This window comes from Nocardiopsis sp. EMB25 (genome assembly GCF_026797795.1).
Taxonomy (GTDB): domain Bacteria; phylum Actinomycetota; class Actinomycetes; order Streptosporangiales; family Streptosporangiaceae; genus Nocardiopsis; species Nocardiopsis lucentensis.
Genome location: NZ_JAMTDN010000001.1, coordinates 5,348,682 through 5,368,614, shown reverse-complemented (window position 1 = coordinate 5,368,614; position 19,933 = coordinate 5,348,682). Strand labels below are relative to the sequence as shown.

Below are 19,933 nucleotides of genomic sequence, written 5' to 3'. Positions count from 1 at the left end.
TGCGTCGTCGAATACGACCCTAGGTTCGCGGCGGGGTGCGCCGCGATGGCTCTGGTCCCACTCTCCACGGGGCGGTCCACCCGCCCGCCGGCGGTGGTGCTGACACCACCGCCGGCGCGGGGAAGGTGACTCAGGCCGAGGGGGGCGGGGTGGGCAGCGCGCGCTTGTGACCGGTGGCCCGGTAGCGGTCGACGAGGGCCGTCTCGACGTGCTCGGCGACCGGCAGCCCTTCCAGGAAGTCGTCGATCTGCTCGTAGGTGAGGCCGAGTGCCTCCTCGTCGGGCTTGCCCGGGGAAAGGGTCTCCAGGTCCGCCGTGGGCACCTTGTTCACCAGGTCGTCGGGGGCCCCGAGCGCGGCGGCCACGGCGCGCACGCGACGCTTGGTCAGACCGGTCAGGGGGACCAGGTCGACCCCGCCGTCGCCGTACTTGGTGAAGAAGCCGGTCACCGCCTCGGCCGCGTGGTCGGTGCCGACGACGAGTCCGCCGAGACCGCCCGCCACCGCGTACTGGGCGATCATCCGCTGACGGGCCTTGACGTTGCCGACCACGAAGTCCTCGGAGGACACGCTCGCGTAGGACATCCCGGAGGCCGTGAGGGAGTCCGCCATGGCGTCGCTGGCCGGGCCGACGTCCACGGTGAGGCAGCGGTCGGGGGCGGTGAACCCGACGGAGCGGGTGGCGTCCTCCTCGTCCTTTTGCACCTTGTAGGGAAGGCGCATGGCCACGTACTCGGCGGTGTGCCCAAAAGCGCGGACGCGGTCCACGGCGAGGCGGCAGAGGCGGCCGGTGGTGAGCGAGTCGACGCCGCCGCTGATGCCGAGCACGAGTGCCGCGGCCCCGGTGGTGGTCAGGCGTTCGGCGAGGAAGGAGACGCGCCGCTCGATCTCGGCGTGGACGTCGAAGCGCGCGGGAACGTCGAGGTCGCGGATGATCTCGCGGCGGGCCTGGCTCAGCTCGGTTTCGGTCACTGCGGTCCCCTGTGGGTGTGGTGGGTGTGCCCGCCGATTATCGCCGGTCCGGCGCGGTGCGCGCACTCCGGGGTGCGGGACCTCATGTCTGGGAGCCGACCCGCCGGGCGAACCGCTCGTAGTCGACGACCAGCCCCTCGGAGTCCACGGACAGCCGGTACTCGCCGCGCTGGGGGTCGCGGTAGGTGTAGCGCTCCAGGCCGCCCTCGGAGGGGTGGCGGGTGTATCGCTGGCGGACGCGCCGGATCCGCAGGGAGGGGACGTCGATCCAGGCCACCGCGATGTCACGGTACTCGCCGGGGTTCAGCCCCAGGCGCCGGATCGGGAGGGTGTTGGTGAGGGGGGTCGCGGCGACGTCCGCGTCCAGGCACCCCACGAGGTCGGGTCTGGGTCTGCCCTCGCCGTCGGTCCAGGTGCCTCCGCGCACGGTGAGCGTGACCGACTCCGCTCCCCGGGCGGTGACGACCTCGACGCGGACCTCCCGCGTCGTCCAGGCCAGGTCGGCGCGGACCGTGAACCGGGTGAGGAACCGCTCGTCGCCCTCCACGACGACCTCCCCGGCCTCCAGCCGGTACCCGTCGGGCTCGGGCAGGAGGGTGCCGAGGCCGAGCCCCTCGGGGACGTCGGTCCGGGTCCACGCGGCGGGGTGTTCCGTCAGTGACGACATGTCACCGTTCTACCGTTCCGCGCGGTCACCACGCCAGACGGGTCCGGGCCCGTACCGACGCGCGGTACGGGCCCGGATCACGGGTGACTCGGGGGGTGCGGCCGCCCCGGGGGTTCCGGGCCGGTCGCACGCCGGTCAGCCGACCTTGCCCACGGGGCCGTCGCCACTGACAGCGGCACCCTTGACCTCGGTCTCCATCCGCTCGAAGTCCTGCGCCATCGCGCCGGTGACCCGGCCGAGGCCGTTGCAGAGGAAGATCGCCGCGAAGGCGAGGATGACCGCCGGGACCATCGCGTACAGCCCGATGCCCAGGTAGTTGCTGTCGACGATGTCCCAGACGATCGCGGTGGCGCCGCCGACGACCATGCCGCCGAGCGCGCCCGCCCAGGTCATGCGCTTCCAGAACACCGCGAGCAGCAGCACCGGACCGAAGCCCGCGCCGAAGCCCGCCCAGGCGTAGCCGACCAGCTCCATGACCGAGGCGTTGCCCCAGAGGGCGATGCCCGCGGCGGCGAGCGCCACGGCGACGACGGTGCCGCGGCTGATCCACAGCAGGACGCGCGGGTCGGCGTCACGCGAGACGAAGCCCCGGTAGACGTCCTCGGTGAGCGCGGAGGCCGCGACCAGCAGCTGGGAGTCGGCGGTGCTCATGACCGCGGCGAGGATCGCCGCGAGCAGGACGCCCGCGACCAGCGGGTGGGTCAGAGCAGCGATGAGCTGCGGGAAGACCTGCTCGGGGTTCTCCAGCGGGGTCTCGAAGTAGGCGATGCCGACGAAACCGACCACGAGGGCCAGCGCCATGGCGGTCACGGCCCAGGAGACGCTGACGATCCCGGCGTGGCGGATGTCCTTGACCGAGCGGATGCCCATGAAGCGGGCGAGGATGTGCGGCTGGCCGAAGTAGCCCAGGCCCCAGGCCAGACCGGAGACGATGACGACCCAGCCGAGGGTGTCGGTGCTCTCCCAGGCGAGCGTCTCCGGGTTCAGCGAGGTGCCGCCGACGACCGACAGCAGGCCGTCGCTCTGCTCGGCCACACCGGAGGTGAGACCGCCGAAGCCGCCGAGGGCGACGATCGCCATGATCGGCACGATGAGCAGGGCGAGCCACATCATGACGGCCTGCACGACGTCGGTGTAGGAGACCGCGAGGAAGCCGCCCAGCACGGTGTAGAGGACGACGATGCCGACGCCGATGGCGATGGCGGGGGCGGGGTTGAGGCCGAAGACCTGGTCGAACAGGGCCGACATGGCGACCAGGCCGGAGGCGACGTAGAAGAAGTAGAAGACGACGATCAGCACCGCCGACACACCGCGCAGCAGGCGGGTCGGGTCGTTGAACCGATTCTCCAGGAAGGAGGACAGGGTCAGCGAGTCGGACTCACCGCCGGTCCGGGCGTCGGTGACGCGTTCTGTGTACACGCGCAGGCGGGGCGCGAGCAGGATCCAGCTTCCCGCGAAACCACAGGCCAGGCCGACCGCGATCCAGGCCTCGCCCAGACCGGAGACGTAGATGGCGCCGGGCAGGCCGAGCAGCAGCCATCCGCTGAAGTCGCTGGCGTTGGCGCTGAGGCCCGCGACCCAGCTGTTGAGCTGCCGACCACCGAGCACGAAGTCGGACTGAGAGACGGTACGCCGGTACACCCAGAGGCCGATGCCCACCATCACGACGAGGTACACCGCGAAGGTCGCCACCGAACCGAGCATGGAACCGTTCAAGATCGTCCCCTCCTTTCCCAAACGCGCGCGGCCGTGACCCTTACGCGCTACTTATGAAGTATGTGGGTGATCATGACCCCGTGTTCGCCGAGTCACAACGCCCGTTGGTGGAACATCACCTCTTTGATACCTGGCCGAGTCTTTGACCAGGCATGATTGTTCCCCCCACCACGCCGGGGCGGTTGCGTTTGTCCGGTCGGACATACATGACAGCCCGTGATGGGATCTTTGATTGCGCCCGAGTGTGTACGCGTCATCACCCGACACCGCGAAATATCGAGCGGTGGCCTTCGTTCCCGACCGGTGGCCGTGTCCGGCCATCGCGCATCCCACCCCTGCCGCTCTCCGGAAAGCGGTGACAGTATGCGCCTCCACGGTGGAATCTCAGGACGGAGAGCCGATGACACCAGAGATCGAGGCGGCGCACCGGGTGCTGCGGGAAGTGTTCGTCCACGGCAGACAGGCGACGGACTTCCCGCAGGACTCCGCGATCGCCGGGTACGCCCTACTGGGAGTGCTGTCCGCGTTCTTCCGGAACGTCATGGAACGCCCGTTCACCGGACATGAGGACGAGAAGGAGATCAAGAACCACCTGGCCGCGCTCAAGCGCTCCTATCCGTCGGAGATGGACAAGGTGAAGCCGAAGAGAATGGCTCAGGTCGTCCTCGACCAGATCGGCCCGGGAGCGCCGCCCCCGGGTCGGTTCCGACTGCCGATGGACTCCGGCCTGGTCCACCAGATGCGCCTGGTCGCCGAGTACACCGCCCGGGACGAGGGCATCGTCGGCAAGGAACTGGAGATGTACCTGGACGGCGCGTGCGCCCGGTACTACACGGGAGGGTACTGATCGGTCCAGCGCTTCGGGGGTTCGGCGACGAGGACAACCTGACGTCGGGGCAGGCCGTGTGCGACGACATCGCCGCCGGGATGGCGCCGACCGAGGTCGTGCGGTCCCTCCAGGGCGAGGACGGCCCGATCGCTGATGCGGCGACCGGGCTCGTCGGGCGCGCACGGGCGTACCCGTGCGAGTAGCCGTCAGGCCCTGAGCGCGTCGGCCAACTCCCCCACAGCGGGGTGTCCGTCCAGGTCCTCCACGAGGCGGAACAACCGGGAGCGCGTGTTCGCGCGCAGCGCCCCGGGCGGGACGGTCTCCAGGACGGTCATGCCCACGGCGGTCGCGTCCTGGGGGTTCCGTCTGGCCGCGTGGGTGCGCGCGAGGATCGCCGTGGCCGCCGCCCACCCCGGCGAGCCCACCCGTTTCAACCGGATGGACGTCTCGGCCTGCCGTGCGGCCTCGCTGGGGTCGTGGCCGACGAGGGACTCGGCGAGGTGCTGGTGGAACTCGGCGCGGTCGAAGCCGAACCGGCCCGGCTCCTCACGGTCGGCGGCGTCCATGTGCCGTCGAGCCTCGGTGATGGCGTCGTCGAGCCGGGCCCGGTCGCCGAGAGCGGCCAGCGGACGCAGTCGGCACCAGGCGGTGATCTGGGCGCGGCGGAGCTCGTCGTCGGCGAACTCCGCGGCCTGGTCCGCCAGCTCCAGGGCCTCGGTGTGGCGGTCCTGGGACATGGTCACCATCGACTGGGCGCCGAGCGCCCACCCGGCCAGTCGGCGTTCGCCCAGGTCCTCGCCCACCCTGGCCGCGGTCCCGAAGTGGATGAGCGAGGCGGGCACGTCACCCGTGTGGTGGGCGAGGCTGCCCAGCAGCCCGGACAGCCAGCCGACGACGCGGCGCGTGTCGGTGGAGGTGGCGCTGCCGTCGATGAGCAGGGAGCGGCACCGCGCGACCTCCGCGGCGAGCACCCGCGGCGGGTAGTCGCTGTAACGGGCGGCGTAGAACTCCACCGCCCGCTCGGCGAGGTCGACCGCCCCGGTTCCGGGGCCGTTCAGGGCGATGCTGTCGGCGACCGCGGTGAGGTCGGGGTGGGCGTCGGGCTGCATGGGGCCCTCCTGTCGCGGGTGCGGTGTGAGGTGACCGTACCAACCCGAGGGGCCGCCGGGCAGAGGGATGCCCAGGTGCGTCAGGGGAACACCGTAGATCCTGGCCAGGGCGTGCGCGTACTCCGCGCTGGGGCGCACGGTGCCGTGCTCCCACCGGCAGAGCATGGCGGCGGTCAGGCCGGGCACGGCCAACCCGTCGGAGCGGTACAACTCCCCGACGGCCTCGACGACGTGGGGACGCGACCACCCGTAGGCGAGACGCCACGCCTCCAGGGGCGAGATCGGCAGGTGCCGGGTGATCTCGGCGGCGATGGCCGCCACGGACGCGCCACGGCGTTGGAGGTCGGCGCGTATGCGGGAGGCGTCGCGGGCGAGTTGGGCGCGGGTCTGGCGGCTGATGGTGACCAATCCGGCTCCCGAGGGTCGGAACGAGGGTCAGGGACCGCACGGTAACCCGGAGTGAGGTGTCCGGGCCATTGCCGCGCGAGGCAATGTTCGCTCACCCATGGCGGCATTGATGCGCTCACGTGTGTGGGCGTCTCCTGGAGACAGCCCCCGGGACGCCACCCGGGGTTGGGAAGGAGAACGGCATGACGGCAACGACGGCCCCGACCATGACCCGTGACCCCCGACAGTTCGTCGAGCCCGAAGTGTGGGACCGGCAGATCGCCCTGCTCACCCGGGACTACCCCTGGGACAGCGTGATGGCGAACCGGTGCTTCGGACAGGCGGTCGCCTACCTGATCACCTCGATGGAGACGTGGGGCCAGAGCCTGGAGATCGGGTGTGGTCCGCTCGTGGACATCGCCGTGCACGGGTTCATCCTCGACACCGTGAACTACCGCGAGTTCTGCGCCCGCCACTTCGACGGCCGGTTCCTGGAGCACGTCCCAGAGATCGCGTTCAAGTACGACGGAACCGTGGAGCGCACCGCACGCGTCATCGAAGCCAACGGGTTCGCCGTGGACTGGCCGCTGTGGGACCGGGACGCCGCCAAGTGCAGCCCCTGCGCACCGGGGAGCGACTGCCACTGATGCCCTGAGCGGCCGGAACCGGACAGAGGCCGGAGCCTTGGAGGCTCCGGCCTCTTGTGCCGTTCCCCTGCCGCACCGGACGTGACATGACTACCGTGAGACGGGTCCTGACCTCCTGTCACAGAGGACCCTCACATGGCCACGACCACCACTGACCTCGTCGGATACTGGGACCGGTACGGGGCTGGGATGAAGCCCCAGACCCCGGAGGACGCGCTCAAGTCCGCGTTCGGGTGGACACAGTACGACGACCACGGTCCCGGCGAGGAACTGCTCGGCGATCCCGCCACGACGTTGGAGCTCGGGTTCGGCCGCGGCAACGCCGTCGCCTCTCTCGCCACCAAGGGCATCCAGGCCGCCGGAGTGGACCTGTCCCCGGTCCAGGTCGAGCAGGCTCGGAGCCAGTGGGGCCACCTGTCCGCGGCCGAGTTCCACCAGGGCGACGTCGTCGAGACGCTCACCCACACCGAACGCCGTTGGGAAGCCGTCTACTCGATCTGGGGAGGGCTCTGGTTCACCGACCCGGAGGCACTGCTCCCGCTGGTGCGCGAGCGACTGGAGAAAGGTGGGCGTTTGGTGTTCTCCCACGCCCCCGCAGTCCCCGGTTCCTACGGCGTGCAGGGCATGTACGGTCAGGGGTTCCTCGGGCGGCAGGTGTGGGTGTACCGGTGGGCCTACGAACCGCACGTGTGGGAGGACATCCTGGCCGGACACGGGTTCACGGACGTGCGGGTGTGGGTCGAGCCCGCTCCGGAGCCGGACCACGTGGGCACGCTGATCGGGACCGCGTCACGTTAGGTGACAGTGGTTCGATCCGTTCAGGATCGTTCGGGCGCTGGTCCGAGTCAGCGGTGGTCGGTAGAGTTGGGGCGTTCTGGTATACGAAGAGGCCCCGGTTTGGTCACCGGGGCCTCTCGTTGTGCTGAACGTCGGTCCTACACGTCGGCGTGCCTGGCGCTTGCCAGGAAGGCGTGCCACTCGTGCGCGTCGGCGAACGCGAGGTGCCCCAGTTCGCGGGACTTCGTATCCCTGACGGCAGCACCGCGCGACAGGTGGGCGACCTCGACGCAGTCGTTCTGTGTCGCACTGTAGGACGACTTACGGAAGGTCAGCTCGTTCTGGTCTGTCTGGTACACGTTGGTTTCCTACTACTCGTACTTCTTGAGCGTCTGGACCATAAGGTCCGCGCTCGCATCCGGGTGCAGTGCCATCACCCGGATCTCGTCCCAGGCGTCCCTGTGCACCTGTACTTCCTCACCTTCCTCCAGGTAGAGGCCGTCCGTGCGGGTCTCGATGTAGGCGATGGACTGGTCGAGGGGGTTGGCGAAGTCCAGGATCGTGAACGATCCGGCGATCCCCGGATGCAACCCGATAGTCAACGGCAGTACCTGGATCTTGATGTGGTCGGCCGTCTCGATCAGCCTGATGAGCTTCTCGATCTGGTTCCGCATCACCTGCTTGTCGCCTGCGGGCCGCAGGAGCACGCTCTCATCCAGGACACACCACAGTTTGGGCGGATCGTCCTGGTCAAGGATCTCCTGCCTCTCCAGTCTGGCCTGAACGACTCGTTCGATGGTCTTCGGCGACCTGGACTTCCCGATCCTCGTCGACGCCGCAGCGTACTCCGGGGTCTGGAGAAGCCCGTGAACGACCATGGACTGATATGTACTGACGGCGGATGCTTCGGCCTCGAACCCCACGTAGGAATCGGTGAACACGTCGTTGTACCGACTCCACCAGCCCTTCTCCCTGGACTGCTTCGCCAGTAGGACCAGCCCCTCGGTCACCTCAGGAGTGGCGCTGTAGAGGCCCGCCAGTGCTCGGATGATCACCGGGTCGGGCCGCTTCCACTTGTTCTGCTCCATGTTGGTGAGTCGGCCGCCCGACCAACCCAGGCGGTCTCCCACCTGCTTGGCGGTGAGGCCGGACTCCTCCCGCAGCCTTCTCAATTCGGCAGAGAGACGACGCCGCCTCACCGTCGGGCTGTATCGGTCCGGCACAGCGCGCGCTCCCCTGGTCGTACTGGTATCTCGTCGTCCTGTGCTGATGGTAGATCACCCGTTTCGCGAAACTTTGGATCATCTGATTAGAGCAATCCTAATCTTTGTATTGAAAGTTTTGTGGATCGAGGTCATGATGGAGCCACCAGAACAAGAGCGGTCTGACCAACCGCAGTCACTGAGGAGAGTCGCGCATGCGATACCTGCGAACCTTGTGGCGAGCGCTGTTCGAGCCACCCCGTGGACGCCACGCCCACCGCTCGAAGAACGTCCAGCCCGCCGCGCCCGACGGCGGCCGCCCGATCCCCCACCCCAGGCCCCCGGCTCTCCAGGTGGAACCCGTCGACCCGGCGTCGACCCCACTCCCGGTGGCCCCGGTCCCCATGGACGACCCCCACCTCGCGCGCCCCTACCTCCTGGCCGTCGAGCGCCGCCGCGTCGGACAGCCCGCCGTGCCGGAGGAGTACGACCTCCTCGCCCCCGACCCCGTGCGCCCTGAGCCGCCTTCCGAAGCCCCGCCCGTCGATCTGGAGGAGTTGGCCACCGCAGTCCGCACCTGGCGGGCCCTGACAGGGGTGAGCGCATGACTCCCCCTCGCCGCCGCCCGCGCCGCCTCACCCGCGTACGCCCCTACGCCCAGAAGCCACGGCAGCCTGAGATCACCCTGCTGTCGGTGGCCGAGACCGCCGTGACCGCCCTCGCCAGGTGGGTGGTGAGGACCCGGTGACGAACAGGATCACCCGCGTCTGCGACCTGCGCGAACTGCCCGACGTGCCGAAACTGAAGCGGTGGGCCGCCGAGCGCGGAGCCGACGTCCGCTACCTGGGGCCGGATCTGGAGAGCCGCGCCGTCTACGCCGCCATCGTGGGGCCGGTGGTCCGCGTAGCCCGCTCCACGCGCCCCGGCCCGCACACCCACACGCTCGTCTGGCACTCCCCACTGGAGCGGCTCACCCCGGAGGTGGAGCGGTGACCGCCACCGACCAGGCCCTGCTGCGAGCCCTGGACGACCTGATCGCCGGACGGTGGATCCTCACCACCGAGAACACCGAAAACGGTGGAAGCGTGATCGTCGCCCATCGGCCGATCGGTTGGAAGGGGCCCGGGAACCCGCACGAACGCCTCGTGGCCGGTGACCACCACACCATGTGGGCACTGCTCACCCGACGCCAGCGGGAGGGCGCGTGATCGACGACCACCCGTGGGGTGACAACTTCGAGGGCCCCGACCCCGGGCCTCCCAGACGGCACGAGGAGGCACCCCCGACGCCCGGTACGGCGGTGGACGCGGTCGGCCTCGCGCTGGTGTGCGCGCCCCGCGCGGCCACCGATCCGATCGGCCGCGTCCAGGCCGTACTCCGAGCCGCCGCGAACCCCCCGCTCTGACGCGGACCACGGCAGCACACCCGGACACGAGAAAGGGTGCCCCCGCCTCCGAAGAGACGGGGGCACCCCCGCGTCCGCCCGTCGGGCGGGGAAGGCCCGGTCGCGCCTACCGGGCCTCCTCTCGCATCGGCCCTCCGCCCCCTCCGCCGACGGGGAGGGAGGGCCGGGTCGGTGCGGATCAGTCCCAGTCCAGGCCGCCGCCGGTCTGGTACTCGATCACGCGAGTCTCGAAGAAGTTCTTCTCCTTCTGCAGGTCCATCATCTCCGACATCCACGGGAACGGGTTCTCCGTCTCGCCGAAGATGGGCGCCAGACCGATCTGCTCGGCACGGCGGTCGGTGATGAAGTGCATGTACTTCTCGCACAGCTCCGCGTTGAGGCCCAGCACGCCGCGCGGCATGGTCTCGCGGCCGTAGGCGACCTCCAGCTCACAGGCCTCCGCGAGCATCGTGCGGACCTCGGCCTGGAACTCCTCGGTCCACAGGTGCGGGTTCTCGATCTTGATCTGGTTGATCACGTCGATGCCGAAGTTCAGGTGGATCGACTCGTCGCGCAGGATGTACTGGTACTGCTCGGCGATGCCGACCATCTTGTTGCGGCGGCCCAGCGACAGGATCTGCGCGAAGCCCGTGTAGAACCACATGCCCTCGAAGATCACGTAGAACGCGACCAGGTCCCGCAGGAACGCCTGGTCGGCCTCCGGCGTACCGGTCCTGAAGTCGGGGTCCTCCAGGTTCTGCGTGTACTTGAGCGCCCACGCGTCCTTGGCCGTGATCGACGGGATCTCCCGGTACATGTTGAAGAGCTCGCCCTCGTCCAGGCCCAGGCTCTCGCAGATGTACTGGAAGGTGTGCGTGTGCACGGCCTCCTCGAAGGCCTGGCGCAGCAGGTACTGGCGGCACTCCGGGTTGGTCAGCTGGCGGTACACGGCCAGGACGATGTTGTTGGCCACCAGCGACTCGGCGGTGGCGAAGAAGCCGAGGTTGCGCTTGAGCATCAGGCGCTCGTCCTCGGTCAGCCCGTCCTTGGACTTCCACAGCGCGATGTCGGCCTGCATCGCGACCTCGGTCGGCATCCAGTGGTTGTTGCAACCCGCCAGGTACTTCTCCCACGCCCACGTGTACTTGAGCGGGAGCAGCTGGTTGACGTCGGCGCGGGCGTTGATCATCGCCTTGTCGTCGACGTTGACGCGCTCGGCGTCACGCTCGATCTCCCCGAGACCGCTGGTCGCGCTGGCACTGTTGTCGGCTGCTGTGGTCATGCTGCGGTCGCTTTCCGTGTCTCCGGCCGGGCCGGACGTTGGTGTTGCGTGATGTCTGGGGCCGGGGCCCGAACCGGGGCCGCCCACGACGCGCGCGGACGGCCCCTCGGTTCGTGGCTCCCCGACGGGGTGGGGCCCGCTACTGGCAGGCCTCGCACTCGGGGTCCTCGATGGAGCAGGCCTGGCCGTCCACGATCTCGAACTCGTCCTCACCGGCGGCGGTGGGCGCGGGGCTCGGAGCGGGGCTCGGGCTCGGCGAGGGGGAGGGAGACGGGCTCGGCGCGGGGGCCGGGGCCGGGGTCGCGGACACGGCGTTGAGGCGCCCGTCCGTTCCCTTCAGCGTGCTCTTCTCCACGTGGGTGGCGCTCTGCGAACGCAGGTAGTACGTGGTCTTCAGACCCGAGCGCCACGCCCGACGGTACAGGGCGTCGAGCTTGCGACCGCTGGGAGCGGCCATGTACAGGTTCAGCGACTGAGCCTGGTCGATCCACTTCTGGCGGCGCGACCCGGCGTCGACCAGCCAGTTCGGGTCGACCTCGAAGGCCGTGGCGTACAGGGCCTTGAGGTCGGCGGGAACACGGTCGATGGCGCCCAGGCTGCCGTCGTGCATCTTCAGCTGCGAGACCATGTCGTCGTCCCACAGGCCGCGCTCCTTGAGGTCGCGGACCAGGTACGGGTTGACGACGGTGAAGTCGCCGGACATGTTCGACTTGACGAACAGGTTCCGGTAGACCGGCTCGATCGACTGGCCCACACCGGTGATGTTGGCGATGGTCGCGGTCGGGGCGATCGCCATCACGTTGGAGTTGCGCATCCCGGTGGCGCGCACCCGCTCACGCAGCGAGTCCCAGTCCAGGGTCTCGCCCCGGTCGACGTCCAGGTCACCGCCCCGCGCCTCGGCGAGCGCGCGCAGCGAGTCGATCGGCAGGACGCCCTTGCTCCACAGCGACCCGTCGAAGGTCTCGTAGGAACCGCGCTCGGCCGCGAGCTCCATGGACGCCTCGATGGCGTAGTAGCTGATCAGCTCCATGCTCTCGTCGGCGAAGTCGACGGCGCCCTCGGAGGCGAACGGGGTGCGCAGCTTGAACAGCGCGTCCTGGAAGCCCATGAGGCCCAGACCCACCGGACGGTGGCGCATGTTCGCGCGGCGCGCCTCGGGGATCGTGTAGAAGTTCACGTCGATGACGTTGTCGAGCATCCGCACGGCGGTGCGCACGGTGCGGCGCAGGCGCTCGGCGTCCAGGCCGTTGGGGCCGGTGTGCTGGGCCAGGTTGACCGAGCCCAGGTTGCAGACGGCGACCTCGTCGGCGCTGGTGTTCAGCGTGATCTCGGTGCACAGGTTGGACGAGTGCACGACACCCGAGTGCTGCTGCGGGGAGCGCAGGTTGCACGGGTCCTTGAACGTGATCCACGGGTGGCCGGTCTCGAACAGCATGGTGAGCATGCGGCGCCACAGGTCGACGGCCTGGACCTTCTTGAAGACCTTGATCCGCCCCGCCTCGGCCTCGGCCTCGTAGTGGGCGTATGCCTCGGCGAACTCGGTCCCGTACTTGTCGTGCAGGTCGGTGACCTCGTCCGGCGAGAACAGCGTCCAGGAGCCGCCCTCCTCCACACGCTTCATGAACAGGTCCGGAACCCAGTTCGCGGTGTTCATGTCGTGGGTGCGGCGACGCTCGTCACCGGTGTTCTTGCGGAGGTCGAGGAACTCCTCGATGTCGATGTGCCAGGTCTCCAGGTAGGCGCAGACCGCGCCCTTGCGCTTGCCGCCCTGGTTGACCGCGACGGCGGTGTCGTTGGCGATCTTCAGGAACGGGACGACGCCCTGGCTCTTGCCGTTGGTGCCGCGGATGTGCGAGCCGAGGCCGCGCACCGGCGTCCAGTCGTTGCCGAGGCCGCCCGAGTACTTGGACAGCATCGCGTTGTTGCTGATGCCGTGGAAGATCGAGTGGAGGTCGTCGCCGACGGTGGTGAGGAAGCAGGACGACAGCTGCGCGCGCACCGTCCCCGAGTTGAACAGGGTCGGCGTGGAGGCCATGAAGTCGAACGAGGACAGCAGCTCGTAGAACTCGATGGCGCGGGCGTCGCGGTCGTCCTCGTTCAGGGCCAGACCCATGGCGACGCGCATGAAGAACGCCTGCGGCAGCTCGTAGCGGACCTCGTCGCTGTGCAGGAAGTAGCGGTCGTAGAGGGTCTGGATGCCGAGGAAGGTGAAGTTCTCGTCCCGCTCGGGGCGCAGGGCGGCCCCCAGGCGCTCCAGGTCGAACGTGGCCAGGGCCGGGTCGAGCTGGCCGAGGTCGATGCCGCGGCCGACGTAGGCGGCCAGGTAGGCGGCGTAGCGGTCGGCCATCTCGGACTGGCTGGCGGCCTGCGGGGCGCCCGCGATGAAGGTGAGGGCCTCGCGGCGGAGCTTGTCCAGCAGCAGGCGGGCGGCCACGTAGGAGTAGTCGGGATCGACCTCCACGAAGCTGCGGGCTGCCATGACCAGGGCGAGCTCCACCTCGGCGTCCGAGATGCCGGGGTAGAACCCGCGGCGCGCCTCGGTGAGGACCTTGTCCGCCGAAACACCGGTGAGCCGCGCGCAGGCCTCGGTTACGACGTGCTCGATCCGGTCGACGGCGGCGGGGGGCGCGCCGTCGTGGGTCGGCTCGGGCCGAACGGATGCGGGCACGGCCTCGACGTCAAGGGTCATACAGCGGCTCCAACCTCGGTAGAAGAGTCCCGGCGGGGAGGGACACGAGAAACACGGCCACGGCACACCGGTGGTCCGACACGCTGAGTGCGCGTGGTCACGTGACCGGTGGGTCGCGGTGGCCCGCTCTCGAAGCCCCGTCGTCGGCGCACGGTCGGTGCGCGCTGGCGGCAGGTCCTCGGGCTCACGGGCGCCCTCCTGACCGTCGCTCCCCGGGGGTCACTCGGGGGAGTCTCGTGTGCGACGCAGATCGATCCCGCTCACCGCTGCGGGGCAGCCCCGGATTCACACCGGGTTCCCTCTTGCCTCACCCCTGGGGGGTGAACCACCAGCGGGAGAGATACTACATCTAGGGGATGGGGCGTTGGAACACCGCAAGATGATGGCGTGTCATCGATTTTCTGGCCGCGGCGACCATGGCTGAGGGCACGCCCGAGACGTGGTATGGGGCGCGTCGATCCATCTGCTTCGTGGGGGTTTCGCTCACCGATCCGGGGGTGTTCGCGACCGCGACCGGACACAGCCTAGGGGCCCGCGAGGGGTGTGACGCACCAGGCGCGTCAGAAAGCTCACGACCGCGTCGCGGGTCACGTCGGGGGCGCGCTCCGGACCCGGCCGACGACCGGCGCCCGGACCGGGCCCGCCGGGGGTCAGTCGCCGTCCAGCAGGCCGTCCAGGTCGTCCTCCCCCAGTCCCAGGTCGGTGCGGATGCGGAAGCGAATCCTCAGGAGCTCGTCCAGCAGGTCCCGCACGTACGGGGAGGCGGTGGCGTCCAGATGCGCGCGGATCCCGGCGGTCGCCCAGCGCTCAGCGCCCCCGAGGTCGTCGTGGGCGTAGAGCACCTCCGCGATGTGCACGTGGGTGGGCAGCCCCAGCAACGACTCGTTCTCCAGGCGTTTGAGCTGCGCATAGGCCCGGTCTGCCTCGTCCAGTTGCAGCAGGGCGCCCGCGCTCAGGGCACGCGCGTCGATCACCGTCGGGCCGCCGTCGTCGATCGCCCGTTGGTAGGCCGCGCACGCGTGCTCGTACTCCTGGGCGATCTCCCACTGCTCCCCCGCGCGGACGAACAGTTCGGCGCGGGTGATCTCGCTCCCGGCGTCCACACGGTTGGCCAGGTCCTGCAACTGGGCGGCGACGGGGCCGTGCTCACCCGACCGGACGGCGTGGAACTCCATACGGTCGAGATCTGCCGTCGTCACGTGGGTCAACCGCATCGCCCCCATCCCCTACTCGCACTCCCACGCGCCGATCAGGGCCTGGCGCGCTCCAGTGCCTGCCAGAACCCCTGGCGCAGTCCGTCCCGGACCTCGTCCCTCAACAGGTGGTCGATCGGCAGCGAAGAGCCCTGGAGCAGACGCGCCTCCAGGTCGGAGGGCATCCGGGGTCTCCGGGCGAGAACCGCCTCGACCCACAGGGCGGGCGCCTCGCGCGCGATCGACTCCGCGAAGTCGTTCCCTTCTTTGCGTGCGACATGCACCGCATCGTCAACGGTATGCGCGGCGGCGCGTGTCTGCTGGGGATATCCAGGACTGGAACCGGGTTCCTGGTGTCCCCGAGGATCGAAGCGTTCGTCGTGTTCGGGACCAGTACGTGGCGGACCCCCGTATCCGGGAGCCGCCCCGCCGCGGCGGGCGGCGTCAGTTTCCGTACTGGTCCCATAGGTAGGGTTTGCGTCGTTCGCACCCCCGAAACCCGCATTGTCCCCCGGACCGAAGCGTGGGTCCGCCTGGGGCGGCGGCCCGCTTCTCTGCGGCGGCGGGTGGCCCTGGGGGTTGTCGGAGGCGAAGGAGCGCTGCGGCCCGGTTCCCCCCGCGAAGGACTGCTGGGGCCCCGTCCCACCGGCGAACGGCTGCTGCGCGTCGGCCGCGCCCGCGAAGGACTGCTGGCTCCCCGTCCCGCCCGCGAAGGACTGCTGTGGCCCCGTGCCGGCCGTGAACGCGGGCTGGGGGCCCGCCGCGGCATGGGTGTTGGCACCGGGCTGCGGGGAGGCTGGTCTGCCGGAAAGGCCGTATCCGTTCTGCTCCGCGCCCCGCACCGGTTGGTCTCCGGGAGGATAGACCCCCTGGCCGTTCTGCCCGCCGGGTCCGGTCGGCGACGGCGTCGTGCCCGGGTAGGCGCCGTTGCCGTTCATCGGGGTCTGGGCGCCCGAGGGGAAGCCGTTGGCGTCGATCGGGCCCGGTTGCCGGGTGTCCGTGGCCGGACCGGCGAGGTGGTCGCCGCGCTGCTGGGCGAGGGACCGCCGCATCGCGCGCAACTGCTCCATGGCACTGCCCTGCGGAACGGGCTGGGGCCCGGTTCCCGCGAAGATCCCCTCCAGACCGCCGCCCGTGGTCCCGGCGGGCTCGACCCGGCTGCCCCCGGGCTGGGCCTCGACCGGCTGGCGGGGGGTCTCGGGAGCCGACCGGGCACGGCCGTTCGCGAACGGCGTCGTGGTCTTGGCCGCGTTCTCCTGGGAGGATCCGCCGCTGGTGAGCAGGTTGACGTGTGGGCGCAGGTGACCGGCGCCGATCTCGATGAGGTCGTCGCACTCCCGGCGCAGGGTGCGGGAGATGGTCCAGTTGCCCTCGACGGAGATGTGCACGACGGTGACGCGGACGCCCAGGTCCTGCACGTCCGCGACGACGGACGCCATGTCCTCGTCACCGCTCACCAGGACGGCGTCGCACAGCACACCGGTGCGGGCCAGGGTGGTGAGATCGCGTTGGACGTAGCTCTCCACTCCCTCGCGGCGACCGGGCCGTATCCGGGCCGCGCGGAACTTGATGCCGGGGATGTCGGCGATGCCGTCCTGTTCCTGGGTGCGCCGGTCGTCGGCGACGGCCTCGTACCAGTAGCAGCGCAGGAGCGGCAGGCCGGTGCGATCCCGCGCCACCTCGTTGAGGAACTGGACGAGACCGGAGTAGTCCCAGGAGACGGAGTCCCGGTTGCGGGTTCCGTGTACGGCCATCGCGCCGTCCGCGAGAAGGTATCCCGCGTCGACGAACAACGCGCAGCGGTCCACGTGACACCGCCCCCTTCCCTGTTGATTCTGGGGCCATACCCATGACCGGGCCACAGCCTAGCCAAGTCTGTCTCGTTTTGCGTGCCAGCCGCGAACACCCACCGTTACGGTCACGCTACGCATGAACGAACATCCGAGGTGACTCGGGCTTTCCGCATCCCACGCAGCGTGACCGGGATGTCATGCCGAGTCGGGCCTCAGGTCCGCATGGGCGCGGTCAGCGCGATCACACCGACCACCAAGGCATCCTGCTGGGAGTGGATTCGGATGTCCGATTCCCGTCCGAGTACTGCGTCGAATCGGACGACGTCCGTCCCGAACGCGGCGGGGTCCCCCACCGCCCCGCGCGCGGAGCTGACGAAGGCGTTGCCCGCACCCGCGCGTCCGCCGTGCGGCGCGAGGACCGTCCCGTCCACCGTCACCGAGTCCCCGGCCAGGCCCGCGTCCCCCTCCCAGGCGACGACGTCCACGGTGGAGGGCACCGCCGCGGGCAGCAGCCCGGAGACCGGGAAGCCGGCCCCGCCGCCCCGGAAGACGACGTCGGCGTGGTCCAGGACCATCGCCTGGTTGTAGGACCTGACCTCGGGGTCCTCCATCACCACGACCAGGCTCCACCCGGAGTAGACGCCGCGGCCCTCGACCGAGGGGACGTCGGCGACCCACCACTCACCGCCACCGTGGGCGCGCACGATGTCGGTGACGTCGGTGAAGGCCTGGTAAACGGGGTACCCGGGCAGGTCGGCGACGTGGACCTCGTCCGCCGCGACGGTCCGGTACTCGTCCGCCGCGGGCCCCTTGATCCGCGCGGTCGGCGTCTGCGGCCGTCCGGCCGCGGAGAAGTACAGACCCGCCCAGCGCACCTCACCGCCCTCGGGGAGTTCCCAGGCGGCGGAGCTGGAGGAGGTGGTGTCCGGGTTCCGGTCACGGTCGAGGGGGCCCATCGACCAGTGGTCGTTGTCGAGCAGGTACCCCTCCCGGGACCGGGCCCGGGCACAGGGTCCCTCCGCGGTGGACTCGGTGGCCTCCTCCCCGGTGCGGGGCGTGGGTTCCGGGCTCTCCGCGTCCGCGGGGCCGTTCTGGCCCTCCGAGGAGTCCAGCACCTGGGAAGCCCGGGAATTCCCGGAGGTGACGGGGGGCGCGGGAACACCCGGGGTGTCCGGAGCGCCGTCGCCACCGTCAGCGGTCACCGGGCCGCCCACCTCCCCGCCGACCGGGGAGGGGTCGCCCTCGGTCGCTCCGGTGTCCCCAGAGGACTCACCGTTCCCTCCGTCCCCGTTGTCCCCGACGCCGTCAGCCTCCTCGAGCAGCGGGTCCAGCCCCGGGTCGAGCGGTTCGTCGCTCGGGGCACGGCGTGTGTCGGCCTCGGGTGACGGAACGGGGCCCTCCGACGCGTCCCCGCCCGGAGCCTCGTCGGAACGACCGTCCGGGTGCCCCTGGCCGCCGTCGTGATCGTGCCCGTGCCCGTGCCCGTGATCGTGCGGATGCTCGGGCCAGGGCCACGGCCAGGGGATCACCGGAGGCTCGGGGAGCTCCGGTTCGACACACGTCATCAGGGCGTTGCCGACGGTCTCCGCCCGGACCCGGCCGGCCGTCGCGTAGCGCGCGGCCACCCCGTCGGCGCTCACCCCCCGCTCACCCGTCGCGGTGGCGGAGACGTCCCCGGTCGACAGAGCGACCGTGGCCGGGACTCCGGTGTCGGCGTCCCCGGCCACACGGACGTCGAAGAACTGCGTACTGTCCTGTCCGGCGTCCAGGCCGGGGTGCACGCAGCGGCCCCCGTTGCTGCCCGCCGAGCAGCTCCAGTCCCCGTGTCCGGCCGCTCCGGGAAGCGCGTTGCCCGCGCCACCGGAGGAGACCATCTCGACACCGGGCGGCAGCGTGATGAGGGCGACGACCTCGTCCACGGTGGCCGCGCCGATGTTGCGCACGTCCATGACCATGATCCCGTCACCGCCGGGGACCAGGGAACCGACCGGGTCGATGCCCGCCGCGAACAAGGGCTCCGGCGCCTCCTCCCCGGACACCTCGGCCTCTGGAACGTCGGCGGGCGGCACGACCTCGGGAACGGGGTCCGGCGCGGGCTCGGGCTCCTCCGAGGGGGACGGGGCGGTGACCGGTGCGACGGGCGGCGGGTTCACGGGCGGCGGGTCGGCTGGCGGGGGATCGTCCTGGGGGACGGGCTGAGCTGATTGGACGGGTGGCGCGGCGGTTGGCGGGTCGGGAAGGGGTTCCTGTCCGCCGACGAGCGCGAAGGCGACCGCGACGGCGACCCCGGCCGCGGCCGTGGCGCCCACCGTCGCCTGCTGCTGGCCGCGCGACATCTGCCCCCACCAGGCGCCGGTGGCGGCGCCGCCCGGAACGGAGGCGAGATAACCCGCGGCTCCGGCACCGGCCACCAGGGGAAGGATGGTCCCGCGCAGCCCGACGTTGACGTCCATCAGCTCCGCGTACACCTCGCGGCAGTCAGCGCACTCGTCCAGGTGCGCGCCGACCTTGGCGGTGTCGCGTTTGGCCAGACCGCCCCGGACGTAGGCGCCGAGCAGGCCGAGGGTGGGGCGGCACGGCTCCGCGGCGCCTCCGCCCGCCAGGTGCATCTGGAGGTAGGCCTGTCGCAGGCCCTCCCTGGCACGGTAGGCGAGGGCGGCGACGCCGTTCGCGTTCATACCGAGGATGGGGGCGGCCTCCGAGGGCTTGACCCCCTCGATCTCGGTGTGCCACAGCACCGCCTGCCAGCGTTCGGGAAGGGAAAGGAAGGCACGGGCGATGAGGGAGCGCTCGAGGCCCGCCAGAGCGGGGTCGACGAAGGGCTGTCCTGGATCGAGGCTCTCCATGTCGTCCGTGACGACCTGGCGCTTCTCGCCGCGCCCCCGGTCGTAGGCGGCGTTGCGGACGGCGGTCAGCAGGTACGGACGAAAGCAGTCCGTGGGGCCCTGACCCCGCTGGATGACGCTGAGCACCCGGGTGAAGGCCTCCGCGACGGCGTCCTCGACCTCGGCCTCGCCGCGCAGGAGCTGGCGGGCGAGACCGCGAGCGGCGGTCGCGTGGCGTTCGTAGAGCACACCGTAGGCCGCGGTGTCACCACCGCGTACGCGCCTGATGAATTCTTCGTCACCAGTGAGTAGCTCTGTGTGACTGCCGTCGGCGTCGGTCACACGGCGTCCTTTCTCGACATCCCCTGCCAGCTGGGAGAAACGCCGGATCGGCGTCGAACTTACAGGTCCCCGAAAAAAATATCCCTGATCGGCGTCATGACCGCCACCGTTCTCCGTAATC

Annotated in this window: 20 protein-coding genes and 1 riboswitch; of the genes, 9 read left to right on the top strand and 11 right to left on the bottom strand. The window is 70.3% G+C overall.

The window, feature by feature from the left end; all coding sequences use genetic code 11:
- Positions 1–130 precede the first annotated feature (130 nt).
- From nadE to putP, 3 genes are all read right to left on the bottom strand, one after another.
- Positions 131–970: an ammonia-dependent NAD(+) synthetase gene (gene nadE / locus KIK06_RS23810; protein ID WP_268645166.1), complete on the bottom strand. Its 840-nt coding sequence runs from the start codon at positions 968–970 to the stop codon at positions 131–133.
- An 82-nt stretch (positions 971–1,052) separates the two neighbouring features.
- Complete coding sequence (locus KIK06_RS23805; protein WP_017602008.1) at positions 1,053–1,637, bottom strand: putative glycolipid-binding domain-containing protein; 585 nt, start codon at positions 1,635–1,637, stop codon at positions 1,053–1,055.
- A 135-nt stretch (positions 1,638–1,772) separates the two neighbouring features.
- Positions 1,773–3,341: a sodium/proline symporter PutP gene (putP, locus tag KIK06_RS23800; RefSeq protein WP_268646158.1), complete on the bottom strand. Its 1,569-nt coding sequence runs from the start codon at positions 3,339–3,341 to the stop codon at positions 1,773–1,775.
- A gap of 412 nt (positions 3,342–3,753) precedes the next feature.
- Here putP and KIK06_RS23795 point away from each other — a divergent pair, with 412 nt between their 5' ends.
- Together KIK06_RS23795 and KIK06_RS23790 are read left to right on the top strand one after the other, a co-directional pair.
- Complete coding sequence (locus KIK06_RS23795; RefSeq protein ID WP_268645165.1) at positions 3,754–4,200, top strand: hypothetical protein; 447 nt, start codon at positions 3,754–3,756, stop codon at positions 4,198–4,200.
- Positions 4,170–4,385 (top strand): DUF732 domain-containing protein, encoded by a 216-nt coding sequence (locus KIK06_RS23790; protein ID WP_268645164.1) that lies wholly within the window; start codon positions 4,170–4,172, stop codon positions 4,383–4,385. Before KIK06_RS23795 ends, KIK06_RS23790 begins: the two co-directional genes overlap by 31 nt.
- A gap of 3 nt (positions 4,386–4,388) precedes the next feature.
- Here the strand turns inward: KIK06_RS23790 and KIK06_RS23785 are convergent, their stop codons facing one another.
- The gene (locus KIK06_RS23785; RefSeq protein ID WP_268645163.1) at positions 4,389–5,699 is read right to left on the bottom strand and encodes a helix-turn-helix domain-containing protein; all 1,311 of its coding nucleotides are present in this window, start codon (positions 5,697–5,699) and stop codon (positions 4,389–4,391) included.
- A gap of 182 nt (positions 5,700–5,881) precedes the next feature.
- Between KIK06_RS23785 and KIK06_RS23780 the strand changes: the two genes are divergently transcribed.
- Together KIK06_RS23780 and KIK06_RS23775 are read left to right on the top strand one after the other, a co-directional pair.
- Complete coding sequence (locus KIK06_RS23780; protein WP_026127715.1) at positions 5,882–6,325, top strand: glycine-rich domain-containing protein; 444 nt, start codon at positions 5,882–5,884, stop codon at positions 6,323–6,325.
- A gap of 135 nt (positions 6,326–6,460) precedes the next feature.
- On the top strand, positions 6,461–7,123 hold the full coding sequence (locus KIK06_RS23775) for a class I SAM-dependent methyltransferase (RefSeq protein WP_017599178.1): 663 nt from the start codon (positions 6,461–6,463) through the stop codon (positions 7,121–7,123).
- Positions 7,124–7,260: 137 nt separating this feature from the next.
- Here the strand turns inward: KIK06_RS23775 and KIK06_RS23770 are convergent, their stop codons facing one another.
- Positions 7,261–7,461 (bottom strand): DUF397 domain-containing protein, encoded by a 201-nt coding sequence (locus tag KIK06_RS23770; RefSeq protein ID WP_017599177.1) that lies wholly within the window; start codon positions 7,459–7,461, stop codon positions 7,261–7,263.
- Positions 7,462–7,473: 12 nt separating this feature from the next.
- Positions 7,474–8,301 carry a helix-turn-helix domain-containing protein gene (locus KIK06_RS23765; protein WP_268646155.1) on the bottom strand — a complete coding sequence of 276 codons (828 nt, stop codon included), beginning with the start codon at positions 8,299–8,301 and terminating at the stop codon, positions 7,474–7,476.
- A gap of 218 nt (positions 8,302–8,519) precedes the next feature.
- On the opposite strand from KIK06_RS23765, the gene KIK06_RS23760 reads away from it, so the two are divergent.
- Genes KIK06_RS23760 through KIK06_RS23740 form a run of 5 tightly spaced genes read left to right on the top strand, consistent with a single transcriptional unit; the run spans position 8,520 to position 9,709 of the window.
- Positions 8,520–8,912, top strand: coding sequence for a hypothetical protein (locus KIK06_RS23760; protein ID WP_268645162.1), 393 nt, complete (start codon positions 8,520–8,522; stop codon positions 8,910–8,912).
- Positions 8,909–9,052 (top strand): hypothetical protein, encoded by a 144-nt coding sequence (locus KIK06_RS23755; RefSeq protein WP_017599174.1) that lies wholly within the window; start codon positions 8,909–8,911, stop codon positions 9,050–9,052. The genes KIK06_RS23760 and KIK06_RS23755 overlap by 4 nt, the downstream gene beginning before the upstream one ends.
- On the top strand, positions 9,049–9,297 hold the full coding sequence (locus KIK06_RS23750) for a hypothetical protein (RefSeq protein WP_017599173.1): 249 nt from the start codon (positions 9,049–9,051) through the stop codon (positions 9,295–9,297). Before KIK06_RS23755 ends, KIK06_RS23750 begins: the two co-directional genes overlap by 4 nt.
- Positions 9,294–9,512, top strand: a complete 219-nt coding sequence (locus tag KIK06_RS23745; RefSeq protein WP_017599172.1) for a hypothetical protein — start codon at positions 9,294–9,296, stop codon at positions 9,510–9,512. Before KIK06_RS23750 ends, KIK06_RS23745 begins: the two co-directional genes overlap by 4 nt.
- Positions 9,509–9,709 carry a hypothetical protein gene (locus KIK06_RS23740; protein WP_268645161.1) on the top strand — a complete coding sequence of 67 codons (201 nt, stop codon included), beginning with the start codon at positions 9,509–9,511 and terminating at the stop codon, positions 9,707–9,709. The genes KIK06_RS23745 and KIK06_RS23740 overlap by 4 nt, the downstream gene beginning before the upstream one ends.
- Before the next feature lie 178 nt (positions 9,710–9,887).
- On the opposite strand, the gene KIK06_RS23735 is transcribed toward KIK06_RS23740, so the two are convergent.
- From KIK06_RS23735 to KIK06_RS23715, 5 genes are all read right to left on the bottom strand, one after another.
- Positions 9,888–10,970 (bottom strand): ribonucleotide-diphosphate reductase subunit beta, encoded by a 1,083-nt coding sequence (locus KIK06_RS23735; protein WP_017599170.1) that lies wholly within the window; start codon positions 10,968–10,970, stop codon positions 9,888–9,890.
- A gap of 139 nt (positions 10,971–11,109) precedes the next feature.
- Positions 11,110–13,659 carry a ribonucleoside-diphosphate reductase subunit alpha gene (locus tag KIK06_RS23730; RefSeq protein ID WP_268645160.1) on the bottom strand — a complete coding sequence of 850 codons (2,550 nt, stop codon included), beginning with the start codon at positions 13,657–13,659 and terminating at the stop codon, positions 11,110–11,112.
- A 152-nt stretch (positions 13,660–13,811) separates the two neighbouring features.
- Positions 13,812–14,004: riboswitch (cobalamin riboswitch) on the bottom strand.
- Between the two features lie 305 nt (positions 14,005–14,309).
- A complete protein-coding gene (locus tag KIK06_RS23725; protein ID WP_026127714.1) occupies positions 14,310–14,882 on the bottom strand; it encodes a hypothetical protein in 573 nt (190 codons plus the stop codon).
- A 26-nt stretch (positions 14,883–14,908) separates the two neighbouring features.
- Entirely contained in the window at positions 14,909–16,660 is a 1,752-nt protein-coding gene (locus KIK06_RS23720) for an NYN domain-containing protein (RefSeq protein WP_268645159.1), read from the bottom strand.
- 197 nt (positions 16,661–16,857) lie between these two features.
- Entirely contained in the window at positions 16,858–19,812 is a 2,955-nt protein-coding gene (locus KIK06_RS23715) for a sigma-70 family RNA polymerase sigma factor (RefSeq protein WP_268645158.1), read from the bottom strand.
- Positions 19,813–19,933: the final 121 nt, after the last annotated feature.

Bases quoted from the DNA above. Each gene is read 5' to 3' on its own strand.
- KIK06_RS23730 (WP_268645160.1), bottom strand. From the start codon at position 13,659: ATGACCCTTGACGTCGAGGCCGTGCCCGCATCCGTTCGGCCCGAGCCG.
- KIK06_RS23755 (WP_017599174.1), top strand. From the start codon at position 8,909: ATGACTCCCCCTCGCCGCCGCCCGCGCCGCCTCACCCGCGTACGCCCC.
- putP (WP_268646158.1), bottom strand. From the start codon at position 3,341: ATGCTCGGTTCGGTGGCGACCTTCGCGGTGTACCTCGTCGTGATGGTG.
- KIK06_RS23760 (WP_268645162.1), top strand. From the start codon at position 8,520: ATGCGATACCTGCGAACCTTGTGGCGAGCGCTGTTCGAGCCACCCCGT.
- KIK06_RS23795 (WP_268645165.1), top strand. From the start codon at position 3,754: ATGACACCAGAGATCGAGGCGGCGCACCGGGTGCTGCGGGAAGTGTTC.
- KIK06_RS23735 (WP_017599170.1), bottom strand. From the start codon at position 10,970: ATGACCACAGCAGCCGACAACAGTGCCAGCGCGACCAGCGGTCTCGGG.
- KIK06_RS23780 (WP_026127715.1), top strand. From the start codon at position 5,882: ATGACGGCAACGACGGCCCCGACCATGACCCGTGACCCCCGACAGTTC.
- KIK06_RS23725 (WP_026127714.1), bottom strand. From the start codon at position 14,882: ATGGGGGCGATGCGGTTGACCCACGTGACGACGGCAGATCTCGACCGT.
- KIK06_RS23775 (WP_017599178.1), top strand. From the start codon at position 6,461: ATGGCCACGACCACCACTGACCTCGTCGGATACTGGGACCGGTACGGG.
- KIK06_RS23805 (WP_017602008.1), bottom strand. From the start codon at position 1,637: ATGTCGTCACTGACGGAACACCCCGCCGCGTGGACCCGGACCGACGTC.